The sequence below is a fragment of the Sphingobacterium sp. UBA1897 genome, from assembly GCF_002337775.1.
Taxonomy (GTDB): domain Bacteria; phylum Bacteroidota; class Bacteroidia; order Sphingobacteriales; family Sphingobacteriaceae; genus Sphingobacterium; species Sphingobacterium siyangense.
In genome coordinates, this window is sequence record NZ_DDGR01000031.1 from 76,570 (window position 1) to 91,121 (window position 14,552).

Below are 14,552 nucleotides of genomic sequence, written 5' to 3' on the forward strand. Positions count from 1 at the left end.
ATTCGGTAATCTTATAATTTACTTTCTCTTTTTTTCTTTTTCTTGACAACTTTAGGCATTTGAGCCTGTTTCGCTTCATATTGTCTCTCAATATATTGTATAATTTCTGAGGCAATATCTTTTTTGGTCGCTTTCTCGATGCCTTCCAAACCAGGAGATGAATTAACCTCGAGTACTAAAGGTCCGCGATCAGAAGGGATCATATCAACGCCACATACCGTAAGCCCTAACTGTGCTGCAGCGGCAATCGCTGTGTCTTTCTCAGCCTTACTTAAACGGATAATTTGTGCGGTACCGCCACGATGGATGTTTGATCTAAATTCGCCTTCCTTTGCCGTACGTTTCATTGCACCTACAACTTTGCCGTCCACCACGAATGCGCGAATATCAGAGCCTTTAGATTCTTTGATGAACTCTTGAATCAAAATGTTATTGCCAAGGCCGTAGAACGCTTCAATAACGGATGAAGCGGCTTTCTTTGTCTCTGCAAGAACGACCCCAATACCCTGGGTTCCTTCTAACAATTTGATAACTAATGGAGCTCCACCAACCATGCTAATAAGGTCGTCTACGTCGGAGGCCGTACGTGCAAATCCCGTAATTGGGAGTCCGATTCCTGCACCGGATAAAATCTGCAGGCACCTCAATTTGTCCCGAGATCGCGTAATTGCCTGGCTGGGATTAGCGGAAATAACATCCATCACCTCAAATTGTCTAACAATAGCTGATCCGTAAAATGTTACCGATGCTCCTATTCGCGGAATAATGGCATCGATATCACTCAGATCCTGTCCTTTGTAATGAATACTGGGTTTACCTTGTTGAATACCTACATAACATTTACTGTGGTCGATGACAACGCATTCGTGTCCTCTTTGTTGTGCGGCTTCTACGAGACGACGAGTTGAGTATAAACTCTTTACTGTCGATAATACGGCAATTTTCACGATTTGTATATTGAGTATATTTTGTGCTAAGATAACAAAATAGCTTGGCTATTTGTTTTTATTTTGACAAGGCCTTCACGGAGAGATTTTCCTTGGAAACATCAACCAAAAACCTTTTATATAAAAAATTTTTCCCCAAAAGCATAGGGTAGGTCATTTGGGATCGATTTCTAAAGGATATCTTAATGCCAAACACTTGGTCGTACAATGTTGCTGTGGTACGGATATAAAATCGCTTCTCTTCTTGACCAAAAGAGCTTTTAACCAATTTTGTTTTATAGAGCTTTAATTTTAAAGTTTTTGTCTCTTCGGTTTCAAAATTAATGATAAGTTCGCAGATAATCCAGTCCTGACCATCTTCCTTAACTACCTTGTACGAGTTGCAGTGTAGTACCGATGAAGCAGCGCCGGTATCGACTTTTGCTTCTATACCATATATTCCCAATTCAGGTAAATCAAGGGTCTCTTTCCAGCCCACAAGAAGTTTTTCTTTCATTTATACCAAATTGAAAAATAGCCCTGTCCCATGTATAAGCAAAGGACAGGGATGAAAATCTTTTATTCGTAGATAAATTCTCCGTAAGGAGAGGTTATAGTAACTTTTTTAGTCGTAGATTCTTCCACGCGACCTATGATTTGAGCCGGAATGCCAAATGATTCTGAAATAGCAATGATATCCGATGCAATCGATTCAGGTACATATAATTCCATACGATGTCCCATATTGAATACTTTGTACATTTCTTTCCAGTCTGTATTGGATTCTTTCTGTATTAATTCAAAAAGAGGTGGGATCGGGAAAAGATTATCTTTGATGACGTGCACATTATCCACAAAGTGTAAGACCTTTGTTTGCGCTCCACCAGAGCAATGCACCATCCCGTCAATTTGAGAACGATATTTGTCTAGTATTTGCTTGATAACAGGCGCATAAGTACGCGTCGCTGAAAGAACAAGCTTACCCGCAGTTATTTTTTCTCCGGTTTCAACTTCGATTTCATTTGTAAGATCTTGGCTTCCAGCGAAAACTAGTTCGTAAGGAACAGCTGGATCATACGCTTCAGGATATTTTTCAGCTACTTTTTTGTTAAATACATCATGACGTGCAGAAGTTAGTCCATTGGAACCCATTCCGCCATTGTACGACTGTTCATACGTTGCTTTTCCATTCGATGCTAAGCCAACAATGACGTTACCGCCTTTGATGCGATGATTTGAAATAACATCTTCACGTTTCATCCGACAGGTTACTGTACTATCAACAATGATGGTACGAACAAGGTCGCCAACGTCGGCAGTTTCACCTCCTGTAGAATAGATGCCAATTCCCAACTCCCGAAGTTCCGCCAGAATCTCTTCTGTACCATTGATGATTTCAGCAATCACTTCACCAGGAATAAGATTCTTATTTCTGCCAATCGTTGAGGATAAGAGAATGTTATCGATGGCGCCTACACAAAGCAAGTCATCAATATTCATGATAATTGCGTCTTGTGCTATACCTTTCCAAACTGAAATATCACCAGTTTCTTTCCAATAGACATACGCCAATGAAGATTTGGTGCCAGCACCATCAGCATGCATAATATTACACCAGTCTGGGTCTCCACCCAAAATATCTGGAATTATTTTGCAAAATGCTTTGGGAAACAGACCCTTATCTATATTTTTTATCGCATTGTGCACATCCTCTTTCCCTGCGGATACGCCTCGTTGATTGTATTTTAAATCTGACATCTTAGGGCAAAAATAAGCAATAGGACTGAATTAACGAATCTAATTCGTGTAATTTAATCACTTATTATTACGCACCATTGTTTAATTAGATTTTCGAGATTACTTTTCGCATTGGCTGGACTTGTGCTAGGTAAGCATCTGTAAATAATGTCCGCTCTTTTGTTGAAATGCTTTAAGTATAAACTGTGCGCTTTTTGCCCGTTAAAAATAATTTGTGTGATTTTAGGGTGGGCTTCTAGCAGCTCAACAATCTGATTCGGAACTTCATTTTGTATGGCGAGATCCATACTGCCGGGACGAGAGGCTTCTGCGCAAACGTCCCAAAGACCGATGTTGTTTTTGAATAATAGATCTATCTTCTCCGTATAATTTGTTTGTTCCGGCGCATTAAACAAAGAGGTGATTACTTTCCAAAATCGATTTTGTGGGTGCGCATAATATTCATTTTCTGCCAAAGACTTGTCTCCAGGCAAAGAGCCAAGGATGAGTATTTCTGTCGTGGAGTTTACTAAAGGTAGAAAGGATCTTTTGCGCATAATCAAAAATAGTAATTTTAAATTTTCATTTGAAATATGAAAAATATTATAGTATATTTATGATATTAAAATGATATCAAATATATATTAACAAATTATGGAAAAACTAATTAAACCAATGTCTGGCTATTTAGCCTTATTGATAGCTGTTGTCTCCTTTGTGGCAGCTATATTCTCCTTCGCGAATGTCGAAGCAAGTTCCCTGTATGTTGTGCTGGGGGTGATATTGATGATTGCTACTTTTTTTATTTTAAAGGGATTGATGATTATTAATCCAAATCATTCACGTGTGCTGAATTTCTTCGGAAAATATGTAGGTACTGTTAAGGAAAATGGATTATTTTTTGTCAATCCGTTGTATTCAACGATTAAAGTAAGTCTTCGGTCGGATAACTTACAGGGACAGACACTGAAAGTAAATGACAAGATGGGAAATCCAATCGAGATTGGAGCGGTTATCGTATGGCAGGTAGGTGATACGTATAAAGCTGCTTACGATGTAAGTAATTATACATCTTATGTACGCACGCAGAGTGAAGCAGCAGTAAGACATTTGGCCGGAAGCTTTCCTTATGATAACCTGGAAGATGAAGGCGCGGAGATCACTTTGCGTGAAGGTGGGGATACCGTAAATCATATTCTTGAACAAGAATTGTCCGATCGTTTGGCTCCAGCCGGGGTTATTATTAAAGAGGCCAGAATCAGTCATTTGGCTTATGCTTCCGAAATTGCAGGTGCTATGCTTCAAAGACAACAGGCGGCAGCAATTGTGGCAGCAAGGGCAAAGATCGTAGACGGTGCTGTTGGGATGGTGGAAATGGCCTTGCATAAATTGTCTGAGAAAGATATTGTAGAGTTGGACAACGAGAAAAAAGCAGCAATGGTCAGCAATTTAATGGTGGTGCTCTGTGGAGAGAAGGCGGCGACACCAATTGTAAATACAGGTACTTTGTACCAATAAACGAAATGAAATGGCGGATAAGAAAAACTTTATGCTACGCTTAGACGACCAGATGTACAAAGCATTGGAAAAATGGGCTGCAGATGAGTTTAGGAGCGTTAATGGACAGATCGAATATCTTTTACATAAAGCGCTGCAGGAAAATAAAAGATTGGGTGCTGAAAAAAAGACTACCGATAAGAAATAGCATAGAGTAAGGAACGAAAACTGTACCTTTGGCTTCGCAATCGACAAAGCCAAGGGTACTTTTTATTTTAATGTTTTAGCGAAAAAAAGATGAATGTTAATCCAGCGTACAAGTTATTGGTCGTAAGTACAAGTACGATCTATGGTAGTGAGTTTTTAGCTTATATTAAGCAAGATTTTGTAGAATTTATTCAGTCAGACGAATTGCTATTTGTCCCTTTTGCAAGACCCTCAGGAATTTCGTTTGATGGTTATACGGCTAAGGTGCAGGACGCACTGAGAGATAGCGGTATAACGGTTCGGGGGCTGCATGAGTTTCATAACATGAAGAAGGCTATTCAGGATGCTAAGGCTATTTTTATTGGTGGAGGAAATACATTTCTACTCTTAAAAACCTTGTATGAGCTGGATTTGGTACAGCAATTGCGTGTACAAGTAGCAAAGGGGATCCCATATGTCGGTACATCTGCGGGGTCCAATTTGACCGGACTAACAATAGGAACTACAAATGATATGCCTATTGTTTATCCGCCTAGCTTTGACGCACTTGGTTTCTTACCTTTTAATATTAATCCACATTATTTGGATCCGGATCCAAATTCTACACATAAAGGAGAGACAAGGGAAACGCGAATCCAGGAATTTCATCAGCTTAATCCTCAACCAGTCATAGGCTTGCGTGAAGGGAGCTGGTTGCATGTAGATGAAGGAAATATAGAACTGAAAGGTAATTTAACAGCCCGGCTATTTAAAGCTGGTTTTGAGCCCGAGGAGCTAGCGCCTGGATTAATTAATTTTTAAGATATTGTAAAGTTCATGCGCATATCAAGTCAAATGTACTCTTCAATATGTAGTAGACGATTTTACGAAAGACTAGCAGCAATTCCCATTGGAAAAAATAGTTTTTCAGATTGTTGAAAATCATACAAAATAAGCTACTTTTGCGCTAAATCCATTAAAATATTCTTCCAATGGAACAAAATTCAGCATTACACCCAGCCGATATCGCGGAAGAAATATCGCGTTTAAGTAAGGGAGAACAACATCAACAGTTTATGGACTATCCTTTGGAGGATAGATTGGAGATCTTTTCTTTTTTTGAAATGGATGTTCAATATACGTTGATCAAATCCATGACGGAACATGAACTGTCCGAATTGCTGAATAATTTGAAGCCGGATACGCGTAATGAATTACTGTCTGAATTGCCTGATGATCTGATCAAGTATCTGATCAATCTATTGAATGAGCGCGAGAAGCAGATGGCTTTGGAGCTGATCGGATATAAAGAGGATAGTATTGCTCGGCTTATGACGCCAATGTATGTGCAAGTTCGTCCTTATTATACCGTGGATGATGTTTTTCGGCATATCAAGGTGTTTGGAAGGAAGGCCGAAACGCTTAATTTTATTTATGTAGTTGATGAGAAAAATGTGTTGATCGATGACTTGAAAATTGGTCAATTACTGCTATCGGATTCTTCTACCAAGATTTCTGACTTAATTGATTACAATTTTGCCGCGATTAAGGCTTCCACACCCATGGAAGAGGCATTCGAGATTTTTCAAAAATATGACCGAAGTGCTTTGCCTATTATTACAGAAGCAGGGGTATTGGTCGGAATAGTGACATTTGATGACGTGTTGGATCGAATTGAAGATCGGGATACAGAAGATATTCAGCGATTTGGGGGGATGGAAGAATTGGATCTGGCTTATACTAAAACTCCTTTGTTGCAATTGATTCAAAAAAGAGCCGGCTGGCTGATCATCTTGTTTTTTAGCGAAATGCTTACAGCTTCAGCAATGGGATTTTTTGAAGGGGAACTGGAAAAGGCGGTTGTACTTGCTTTATTTGTTCCTTTAATTATATCCAGTGGGGGTAATTCTGGGTCGCAGGCGGCATCTTTAATTATTCGTGCCATGGCGCTCGGAGAGTTAAAGCTGAAAGATTGGTGGTACGTGATGAAGCGCGAAATTTCTTCTGGTTTAATCTTAGGTGGAATATTGGGTTCGATCGGATTCCTACGGATATTGGCTTGGCATTTTCTTGGTCTGTATGACTATGGTCCTTATTGGATTTCAATTGGTTTTACGGTTGCTGTTTCCTTATTGTTTATTGTTTTATGGGGGACTTTGTCAGGATCGTTTATTCCATTTATTCTACGTCGGTTTGGATTGGATCCGGCGACGGCATCAGCACCATTTGTAGCTACGTTGGTGGATGTTTCAGGATTGATTATCTATTTTACTGTTGCAGCATTCTTTCTGCATGGAAAACTACTATAGTTCGGATGAAAAGATTAAAAAAAAAGCCTAAAGCATACTTATGATTTAGGCTTTTTTTTATCAAAAAATTTTTCTCGTGTCTTTATTAAAGTAATCTATCCATTCATTGGGGTCTGCACTCTTATTCTTAGCATGTTTTTTTCCCTATCGTGTTTTTATTTGAAGTAGTTCATAATGGGATACAAGGAGATAGACTGAGAAGCTGAAAGCGCATTGTCTTGTTTATAAAGTGAGTCTGCTTATAAATTGAGTTTGCGGTATAATTTTTCCTTTAAACCGCCTTTTTGCGCAATATAAATTCCTTTTTTTCCGGAAAATAAAAAAGCGACTATACACGCTATTGCTATAAATAAAATAGGCTGAATCCCAAATAATTCATAACCCATTACAATACAGGCGAGCGGGGTGTTTGTAGCGCCTGAAAATACAGCTACAAAGCCCATGGCAGCCAGCAGGCTGATGGGAAGTGGAATAACGGTGCTTAATGCACTTCCCAAGGTTGCCCCGATAAAAAATAGCGGGGTGACTTCTCCGCCTTTAAATCCGGCAGAAAGGGTGAAAGTCGTTAAAAGCAATTTGATGATAAAGTCATAATAGTTCGACTGATCGACAAATGCGTTCTGAATCATCGGGATACCAAGTCCAATATAGTTACTGCTATGGAATAACGTAATGATAAGTACCAAAATAATACCGCCGATCACTGGTCTAAGCAGAGGGTATTTAATTCGTTTGAATTGAAGGCTAAAGAAATCGCTGGCAAACGTAAAAAGCCATGCTGTAATACCGAATAGAATGCCTGCGGCGAGGCTAAATCCAATATTGGTCAAGGACAGCATTGGAATTACATCATGAATTGGATAATGGGTGTGTGGAATATTCCATAATTGACAGCTGAAGTTCGCAAAATAGGCGGTAAATAAACAGGGCAGTATACCGAAATATCTTTTTTTGCCAATCAGTAGTACTTCCAGTCCGAATATCGTTCCGGCGAGCGGGGTACCAAACACAGCGGCAAAGCCTGCAGTGATGCCGATCGAAATTAAGATGCGACGTTCAGTTTTATCGAAGTCAAACCAGCGATTGAGCTGATCGGAAACTGCTCCACCTATCTGTACAGCAGTTCCTTCACGACCTGCAGAACCCCCAAACAGATGTGTAAGTAAAGTTCCGAATAGGACAAGAGGCGCCATGATAAGCGGAATGCGGCGTTGGGGATGAAGGTATTCTTCAATCAGCAGGTTATTTCCTTTGCTTGATGGATTGCCCCAATACTTATAGGACAATGCTATGGCAAATCCCGCTAGGGGAAGTCCATAAATTATCCAAGGATGAGCTTCTCGGTACTGCGTTACCCAATTGAGGGAAAAGAGAAAAAACGCACAAATAGAGCCTACGATGAAACCTATCGCACTACAGGAGATAAGCCATTTAAGAAAAAAATGAAGATTGCTTTGATTTGAATGTGTTATAGCCATAAGTCTACACTTTATATAAAATTGTTGTTTTATACTAAAATAGTAGACGTCATCAGCTTATTAGGGCGGTTCAGGGCAGACATCATTGCCATATTTATTTCAAATCTACAAAAAACGAATGATAATAGCAACCCAGCCTGCGATCATAAGTAATCCACCGAGCGGGGTAATTGGGCCAAGAAACTTTAGATTCTTTTTCCAGTATTCAGCAAACGATAGAAAATATATACTTACAGAGAATAAAAGAGTTCCTAGTGTGATCAGATAAAATGCGACTCGTTCAGACTGAAGCTCAAAGTGGAAATTGAATCCTAGAATCAATAGGGTTAGCGCAGCATACATTTGATATCGAACGCCGACCTCAAAGGATTCCAGTTTTTCAGCTGATAGAATTTTTTTGAATGCATGGGCTCCAAATGCACCTAGGATAATAGCGAGGCCGCCAAATAGGGCGGCTGTGATGATGACAACGTTTTGCATGCCTAAATTTACTAAATTGCGGGTTTAATCATATCAATATGAAGGATTCCATAATCAGGGTAGGGCTCGGAGATTTGTTTAAACCCTAATTTTTCATAAAAGGATTTTAAATGAAATTGCGCACCTATCTGTATCTCGCCTTCACCAAATTCTTTATAGAGAGATTCGATAGAATGAATCATTAATTGTTTACTCAGGCCGGTTCCGCGCGCTTCCTCGGCGACGATAACCCGACCAATCGAAGCTTGTGGGTAGGAAAGGCCTGGAGGAACCAATCTCGTGTATGCTATAATACGATCATCTTGTTCTGTCCACAGATGTATACAAGCAAAATCTTTATCGTCCAATTCAGGATATAAACATTCCTGCTCCAGAACAAACACTTCCATTCGAAGCTTTAAAATACGATATAATTCTGTCGTGTTGAGTTCGTCAAAACTCTTTAGATTCCACTGAAAAGCCATAATTGAAATAAAAATAGAGTCAAATTATGCGATCGATATGGCTGGAAAGACATATCCAATTTAATTTGACTCTATTGATTTAATAGTTTTATGCAAGAAGACTTTTAACAACTTCAGAGATGGTTTTTCCATCTGCTTGCCCAGCAAGCTTTTGATTTGTGGCTCCCATTACTTTACCCATATCTTTAATGGAAGAAGCTCCTGTTTCAGCGATAATTGCTTTGACAATAGTTTCAACTTCTTCTTTGCTTAATTGTTTTGGCAAATAAGCTTCAATTACTTTTTCTTCCTCAACTTCAATTTCATAAAGATCTTCACGGTTCTGATTCTTGTAAATTTCAGCAGATTCGCGACGTTGTTTTACAAGTTTTTGTAAAACTTTAATCTCCGCCTCCTGATTAAGGTCTTCGGCATGACCTTTTTCTGTCTTTGCTAGGAGAATAGCTGCTTTAATTGCACGTAAGCCACGTAATTTTGCCGTGTCTTTTGCGATCATTGCGGCCTTAATGTCTTGATTTATTTGTATTTCTAATGACATGATATTTAAATTATTTTCGATTGACAATTGTGCCTGTCGCTTGAGCTGTAGGCATTATTAATAGATCGTTTATATTAACATGTGCAGGTCTGGTAATGACGAAAAGGATCGTTTCGGCAATATCTTTCCCTGTCAGGGCCTGCACACCATTATAGACATTTTTAGCTCTTTCCCGATCTCCATGGAAACGAACTTCCGAAAACTCCGTCTCCACCATCCCGGGGTCGATAGAGGTTACTTTAATGCCCTGAGTTAACAAATCAATGCGCATAGCTTTAGTTAAAGCATCAACAGCATGTTTGGTAGCACAGTACACATTTCCATTCGGATAAACCTCTTTCCCTGCAATAGATCCTAAATTAACAATATGGGCGCCGTTTTCAGTATCCATAAGTGGTATTACAGATTTACTCACATACAGTAAACCTTTAATATTGGTATCAATCATTCTGTCCCAATCTCCGATATCACCATTTTGAATAGGATCCAATCCTTGGCTCAAACCAGCATTGTTGATGAGAACATTTATTTTTTTCCATGCTGGAGGCAGGCCCTCAATCTGATTCGCAACTTGTTCAGCATCGCGAACATCAAGCTCAAAAATATGGATCTGAATAGTAGGGTAGGCCGCTAACAATGCATCTTTTAATGCCTCTAAACGGTTTAACCTGCGCGCGCAAAGTAAAAGATTGTAACCCTCTTTCGCTAAAACTTCGGCGCAAGCCTGACCAATTCCTGAACTTGCTCCTGTAATAAAAACTGTTTTAGTCATATAATGTAACTCGTTGATATTAAAAATGAATCCGATTTGATTCAAAACCAGATCTTAGCTGGCACTATTTTGTAGCAATATAGATTGTACAGATACCAAATGTTTGCGGTCTAACAATCGTTTCGTTAAAACCTGCTTTTTTGTTGATGGCAACGAACTTTTGGCCGTCCGGAAATTGAGCAACTGATTCTGGTAGGTATTCATATGCACTGGAATCTTTTGAAAAGAATTTTCCAATGGTTGGTGTAATAAACTTGAAATAAAAATTATAAAGCTGTTTAATGGGAAATTTCTTTGGATTCGAAAATTCTAAAATAACAGCTTTCCCACCAGGTTTTAATACGCGGTATATGTCTGATAGGCCTTTCTCCAAGTTTTCAAAATTACGGACACCAAATGCTACGGTAACAGCGTCGAAAGTATTATCTTCAAATTGAAGCCTCTCTGAGTCTCCTAACGCTACCTCAAATTGATTCGCTAAACCCTTACTTGCAATTTTTTTCTTAGCAACTTCAAGCATTCCTTGGGAAATATCGACACCAATAATCTTTTTCGGATTCAAGATTTTAATTGATTCCAATGCAAAATCACCAGTTCCCGTCGCTACATCCAACATCAGTTGCGGTTTTATGGACTTCAAGGCATTGATGGCTTTTTTGCGCCATATAATGTCAATACCCAAAGACATGAAATGGTTTAAAAAATCATAGGAATGAGAGATGTTGTCAAACATGTCTGCTACCTGTTTCTTCTTCCCATCGTTGGTATCTTTATAGGGTTTTAATGTTGAGGAGTCGTGCGTCATAGTTACAAAGATACAATATATGAATATTTTTTAGTGCTAAAAAAGGGATTTGTTTTCATCTTAAAGTCAGTTTGTTTTGATGATAGTCGAGAGGATTGATTTGCTTTTTACCATTTTGCTTATTCACAATGGCTTAAGTTATTAACATTTTTTAATGTGTTGATTTTAAGTGGTAATTTTTTATTTTCAACATCTTTTCAACAGTAAGTGTTGAAAACTCACTGTGTAAATCTGTGTCCTTCAAAGCTTTTTGAGGTTTCGGGTGTGATCGTTGAATTTCTCTGTGTGTAACTCCGCATGGTGGTGAATTTTATTTTTTATACATTTGTTATCCTATCTAAAATTTATAAGGATAGCAAAGCTATATTTCTGATATAATATCATGATGAACGACAGTAATTTTGAAGCGAATAACACGGATAATAACAAACGGGGTAATTATGGCGAACGTCGTACCAAATTAAATAATTTGGTGAGTGGTTTGGGTAAACTTCCGCCGCAGGCAGTGGATCTTGAGGAGGCTGTTTTGGGAGCTTTGATGCTTGAAAAGAATGCGCTGAGTGAAATTATTGATATTTTAAAACCGGAATCGTTCTATAAGGAATCACATCAAAAAATCTTTGAAGCGATTTTTGGCCTTTTTCAAAAGACTTCTCCAATTGATATATTAACCGTTACCTCGGAACTTAGACGGATGGGGGCTCTTGAAATGGTCGGCGGTGCCTATTATATTACGCAATTGACAGATCGCGTGGTTTCGGCAGCTAATATTGAGTATCATGCACGTATTATTTCGCAGAAATATATTCAGCGTGAGCTTATTAAAGTTTCTACTGAAATTATTAATAGCTCATACGATGAAACGTCAGATATCTTCGATCTTTTGGATCATGCCGAAAAAAGCTTGTTTGATATCGCGCAGAATAACTTGCGGAGAGATTCAAGGAAGATGGACGATATTATGCGTGAGGCGATTTCTAATCTTGAGATGCTGCGTGACCGCACGGATGGTTTGACAGGTGTGCCTTCGGGTTTGACTGCCTTGGATCGTATGACTTCAGGTTGGCAGCCTTCCGATCTTGTTATTATTGCAGCACGTCCAGCGATGGGAAAGACGGCATTCGTACTTTCCGTTGCACGTAATGCTGCAGTGGAACACGGAAAAGCAGTTGCCGTATTCTCGCTGGAGATGTCATCTGTTCAGCTTGTCAATCGTCTAATCGCTGGTGAAACCGAAATTGAGCAAGAGAAATTGAAAAAAGGAAATCTTGCTGATCATGAATGGCAACAATTACATTCGAGAATTGGTCGTTTAACTGATGCGCCTATTATTATTGATGATACGCCGGCGTTGAACGTGTTCGAATTTAGAGCTAAATGTAGGCGCTTAAAGGCACAATACGATATCCAAATGGTGATCGTCGATTACTTGCAGTTAATGCATGGAAAAGCAGACGGTAAAGGTGGGGGGAACCGTGAACAAGAGATCGGTAGTATTTCCCGTGCTTTGAAATCTGTTGCCAAAGAGTTAAATATTCCTGTGCTTGCATTGTCGCAGTTGAGTCGCGCAGTAGAGTCAAGGCCAGGAAACAGTAAGCGTCCTATGTTGTCCGATTTACGGGAGTCTGGTTCTATTGAGCAGGATGCGGATATGGTTCTTTTCTTATATAGACCCGAATATTATGGTTTGACAGAAGATGAAGAGGGACGTCCTACTGCCGGTGTCGGTGAAGTTATTATTGCAAAACACCGTAATGGTGAGACCGGAATTGTTCCACTTCGCTTTGTGGGTAAATTTGTGAAGTTTGTGGATTTAGAAGATGAGTTTTCGGGTATGGGTGGTGGAGATGGATTCGGTGATGCACCGGCTACATTTTCTGCTTCTGCATTGAATCCGTCGCCAAACTTTGCTGATGATTTTAGTGCTGGGGGCTTCAGTGGGGGGATTACTATGCCATCCCGAATGAACGACATGCCTGATGATGCGCCATTTTAGTGATTAATTTTACATAAGTATTCCTAAATAATAGAAAAAACCGAATGATTTAAATTCGGTTTTTTCGTTTACAGCGACTTCGTAATTTATCTTGCTTATGTGGGCTTGTGCCTGCTATTTTTTTTGCCTTTAAAACTTGTATGTCACGCCAGCACCAACAATTTGCCTAATTTGTAGGGCAGAATTTCTCTTTCCAACTTCAACATTATCTTTAATAATCGGAATAGCTGTATTGTCATCGTAGATCATCTGTACACCTGCGTTTACTGTAATAAACTTGTTTACCTTCATAAAAAGATTGGCCGTATAGTCGATATCTACATTTTGAGGTTTATCTAAATAGTTTGAATAGAGTTTTAGTATATTTTCAAATGAAATGTTCTCCATTAAATTTACTTTATAATAAGCATCAAATGATGCGCCGAATTCAGTGCGGGACTTGCTGTTCGGATTTAGTCCATATCGTGTGGAAAGGAGTGTATCACTTACGAATACAAAGCGCACAGCCGCAGGTGAAAGATTAAATCTGAGGTTGTCCGATCGTTTGTAAGCAAAACCCGGACCGAAGCTCAGGTATGCCGGAGCTAAAAACCTGGATATTCTTTTTTTGGGTGAAGCTGTGTAATCATAACCATCGGCAAATTGTGTGTTAAAGTTTAGAAAGAAGGTATAAAGCCAATACTGAGACGCCTGATGTCCCAACAAGCTATTTAAAACTAATCGGTCATCATTTTTGCGCCAGTCCGACTCTTTTTGAAAGGTTAGCCCATAAGCCGCAAGGACCTTGTTGTCCCATGACCATTTGCCTTTTTTGTAATTGAAGTCGTAATTAAGAGTTAGGTTGCCGGAAAATGAATTTACCCCACCTGCAGCCCAATTGGAAAATGAACTTTGGTTGATCAGAAAGGTGTTTTCTCCTTTGATAATCCAGGTTTTCGTACTGTCTACCGCGGTTGTCTGAGCGTAGGTTTCATGTGCTAATAAGCCAAAAGCAATAAGAATAATTGATTTTATTATTTTCATGTGTATACTTAATTTGTTTGCATTTCCATATTATTATAATCCAAATGAGCACGTACAGTTTCACATCTTTTTAGACAATGAACGCAGCAGCTTTATTTCCGCGTATTGTAGTTGTTGAAATATCATTGTTATATACAACAATTTGATCTGATCGATGCGCTTAAAACGAGGTTATTATCCATTTTCAGCGTGTACGAGAAAATAAATGTTTTATAACTAAACGAATAAATGAGGTTAATGTTTTTTTGTCCTTTTGATTGTGTTTATTTTAAATAAAATCAGAACTTTGCTCAATTGTATGTATGCGCTATTTATTAGCGTAGCAGCTCTTGGATAAAAGT

At 39.0% G+C, this 14,552-nt stretch carries 16 protein-coding genes and 1 riboswitch; of the genes, 5 read left to right on the forward strand and 11 right to left on the reverse strand.

Annotated elements, in window-relative coordinates; translation table 11 throughout:
- Positions 1-11: 11 nt before the first annotated feature.
- From rimK to B4N43_RS21000, 4 genes are all read right to left on the reverse strand, one after another.
- The gene (rimK, locus tag B4N43_RS20985; protein ID WP_046674465.1) at positions 12-947 is read right to left on the reverse strand and encodes a 30S ribosomal protein S6--L-glutamate ligase; all 936 of its coding nucleotides are present in this window, start codon (positions 945-947) and stop codon (positions 12-14) included.
- Between the two features lie 58 nt (positions 948-1,005).
- On the reverse strand, positions 1,006-1,443 hold the full coding sequence (locus tag B4N43_RS20990) for an ATP-dependent zinc protease (RefSeq protein WP_286736088.1): 438 nt from the start codon (positions 1,441-1,443) through the stop codon (positions 1,006-1,008).
- Positions 1,444-1,505: 62 nt separating this feature from the next.
- Positions 1,506-2,684: an AIR synthase related protein gene (locus B4N43_RS20995; RefSeq protein ID WP_286736089.1), complete on the reverse strand. Its 1,179-nt coding sequence runs from the start codon at positions 2,682-2,684 to the stop codon at positions 1,506-1,508.
- 53 nt (positions 2,685-2,737) lie between these two features.
- Positions 2,738-3,220, reverse strand: coding sequence for a DNA-deoxyinosine glycosylase (locus B4N43_RS21000; protein ID WP_286736091.1), 483 nt, complete (start codon positions 3,218-3,220; stop codon positions 2,738-2,740).
- Positions 3,221-3,317: 97 nt separating this feature from the next.
- On the opposite strand from B4N43_RS21000, the gene B4N43_RS21005 reads away from it, so the two are divergent.
- From B4N43_RS21005 to mgtE, 4 genes are all read left to right on the forward strand, one after another.
- The gene (locus B4N43_RS21005; protein ID WP_088162184.1) at positions 3,318-4,181 is read left to right on the forward strand and encodes an SPFH domain-containing protein; all 864 of its coding nucleotides are present in this window, start codon (positions 3,318-3,320) and stop codon (positions 4,179-4,181) included.
- Between the two features lie 10 nt (positions 4,182-4,191).
- Positions 4,192-4,368 (forward strand): ribbon-helix-helix domain-containing protein, encoded by a 177-nt coding sequence (locus B4N43_RS21010; RefSeq protein WP_088162183.1) that lies wholly within the window; start codon positions 4,192-4,194, stop codon positions 4,366-4,368.
- Between the two features lie 89 nt (positions 4,369-4,457).
- Positions 4,458-5,168: a dipeptidase PepE gene (gene pepE, locus B4N43_RS21015; protein ID WP_088162182.1), complete on the forward strand. Its 711-nt coding sequence runs from the start codon at positions 4,458-4,460 to the stop codon at positions 5,166-5,168.
- Between the two features lie 170 nt (positions 5,169-5,338).
- Positions 5,339-6,655 (forward strand): magnesium transporter, encoded by a 1,317-nt coding sequence (gene mgtE, locus B4N43_RS21020; RefSeq protein ID WP_088162181.1) that lies wholly within the window; start codon positions 5,339-5,341, stop codon positions 6,653-6,655.
- Positions 6,656-6,894: 239 nt separating this feature from the next.
- Here mgtE and B4N43_RS21025 read toward each other — a convergent pair whose 3' ends face one another.
- The 6 genes from B4N43_RS21025 to ubiE all read right to left on the reverse strand — a co-directional run bounded on the left by B4N43_RS21025 (position 6,895) and on the right by ubiE (position 11,192).
- Positions 6,895-8,133, reverse strand: coding sequence for a voltage-gated chloride channel family protein (locus B4N43_RS21025; RefSeq protein WP_286736093.1), 1,239 nt, complete (start codon positions 8,131-8,133; stop codon positions 6,895-6,897).
- 36 nt (positions 8,134-8,169) lie between these two features.
- Positions 8,170-8,232: riboswitch (Fluoride riboswitch) on the reverse strand.
- 6 nt (positions 8,233-8,238) lie between these two features.
- Positions 8,239-8,613 (reverse strand): DUF423 domain-containing protein, encoded by a 375-nt coding sequence (locus tag B4N43_RS21030; protein WP_286736094.1) that lies wholly within the window; start codon positions 8,611-8,613, stop codon positions 8,239-8,241.
- A gap of 11 nt (positions 8,614-8,624) precedes the next feature.
- Entirely contained in the window at positions 8,625-9,077 is a 453-nt protein-coding gene (locus B4N43_RS21035) for a GNAT family N-acetyltransferase (protein ID WP_286736096.1), read from the reverse strand.
- Between the two features lie 88 nt (positions 9,078-9,165).
- Positions 9,166-9,615: a GatB/YqeY domain-containing protein gene (locus B4N43_RS21040; protein WP_286736098.1), complete on the reverse strand. Its 450-nt coding sequence runs from the start codon at positions 9,613-9,615 to the stop codon at positions 9,166-9,168.
- A 10-nt stretch (positions 9,616-9,625) separates the two neighbouring features.
- Positions 9,626-10,387 carry an SDR family NAD(P)-dependent oxidoreductase gene (locus B4N43_RS21045; protein ID WP_088162176.1) on the reverse strand — a complete coding sequence of 254 codons (762 nt, stop codon included), beginning with the start codon at positions 10,385-10,387 and terminating at the stop codon, positions 9,626-9,628.
- 64 nt (positions 10,388-10,451) lie between these two features.
- Entirely contained in the window at positions 10,452-11,192 is a 741-nt protein-coding gene (gene ubiE / locus B4N43_RS21050) for a bifunctional demethylmenaquinone methyltransferase/2-methoxy-6-polyprenyl-1,4-benzoquinol methylase UbiE (RefSeq protein WP_120332660.1), read from the reverse strand.
- A gap of 385 nt (positions 11,193-11,577) precedes the next feature.
- Here ubiE and dnaB point away from each other — a divergent pair, with 385 nt between their 5' ends.
- Positions 11,578-13,188: a replicative DNA helicase gene (gene dnaB, locus B4N43_RS21055; protein ID WP_370445164.1), complete on the forward strand. Its 1,611-nt coding sequence runs from the start codon at positions 11,578-11,580 to the stop codon at positions 13,186-13,188.
- Positions 13,189-13,317: 129 nt separating this feature from the next.
- Here the strand turns inward: dnaB and B4N43_RS21060 are convergent, their stop codons facing one another.
- On the reverse strand, positions 13,318-14,211 hold the full coding sequence (locus tag B4N43_RS21060; protein ID WP_205400933.1) for a DUF3078 domain-containing protein: 894 nt from the start codon (positions 14,209-14,211) through the stop codon (positions 13,318-13,320).
- Between the last annotated feature and the right edge of the window lie 341 nt (positions 14,212-14,552).

Coding starts and splice junctions, on each gene's coding strand:
- B4N43_RS21060 (WP_205400933.1), bottom strand. CDS start 14,211: ATGAAAATAATAAAATCAATTATTCTTATTGCTTTTGGCTTATTAGCA.
- B4N43_RS21005 (WP_088162184.1), top strand. CDS start 3,318: ATGGAAAAACTAATTAAACCAATGTCTGGCTATTTAGCCTTATTGATA.
- B4N43_RS21010 (WP_088162183.1), top strand. CDS start 4,192: ATGGCGGATAAGAAAAACTTTATGCTACGCTTAGACGACCAGATGTAC.
- B4N43_RS21045 (WP_088162176.1), bottom strand. CDS start 10,387: ATGACTAAAACAGTTTTTATTACAGGAGCAAGTTCAGGAATTGGTCAG.
- B4N43_RS21040 (WP_286736098.1), bottom strand. CDS start 9,615: ATGTCATTAGAAATACAAATAAATCAAGACATTAAGGCCGCAATGATC.
- mgtE (WP_088162181.1), top strand. CDS start 5,339: ATGGAACAAAATTCAGCATTACACCCAGCCGATATCGCGGAAGAAATA.
- B4N43_RS21035 (WP_286736096.1), bottom strand. CDS start 9,077: ATGGCTTTTCAGTGGAATCTAAAGAGTTTTGACGAACTCAACACGACA.
- dnaB (WP_370445164.1), top strand. CDS start 11,578: ATGAACGACAGTAATTTTGAAGCGAATAACACGGATAATAACAAACGG.
- B4N43_RS20995 (WP_286736089.1), bottom strand. CDS start 2,684: ATGTCAGATTTAAAATACAATCAACGAGGCGTATCCGCAGGGAAAGAG.
- ubiE (WP_120332660.1), bottom strand. CDS start 11,192: ATGACGCACGACTCCTCAACATTAAAACCCTATAAAGATACCAACGAT.
- B4N43_RS21000 (WP_286736091.1), bottom strand. CDS start 3,220: ATGCGCAAAAGATCCTTTCTACCTTTAGTAAACTCCACGACAGAAATA.
- B4N43_RS21025 (WP_286736093.1), bottom strand. CDS start 8,133: ATGGCTATAACACATTCAAATCAAAGCAATCTTCATTTTTTTCTTAAA.
- B4N43_RS21030 (WP_286736094.1), bottom strand. CDS start 8,613: ATGCAAAACGTTGTCATCATCACAGCCGCCCTATTTGGCGGCCTCGCT.
- B4N43_RS20990 (WP_286736088.1), bottom strand. CDS start 1,443: ATGAAAGAAAAACTTCTTGTGGGCTGGAAAGAGACCCTTGATTTACCT.
- pepE (WP_088162182.1), top strand. CDS start 4,458: ATGAATGTTAATCCAGCGTACAAGTTATTGGTCGTAAGTACAAGTACG.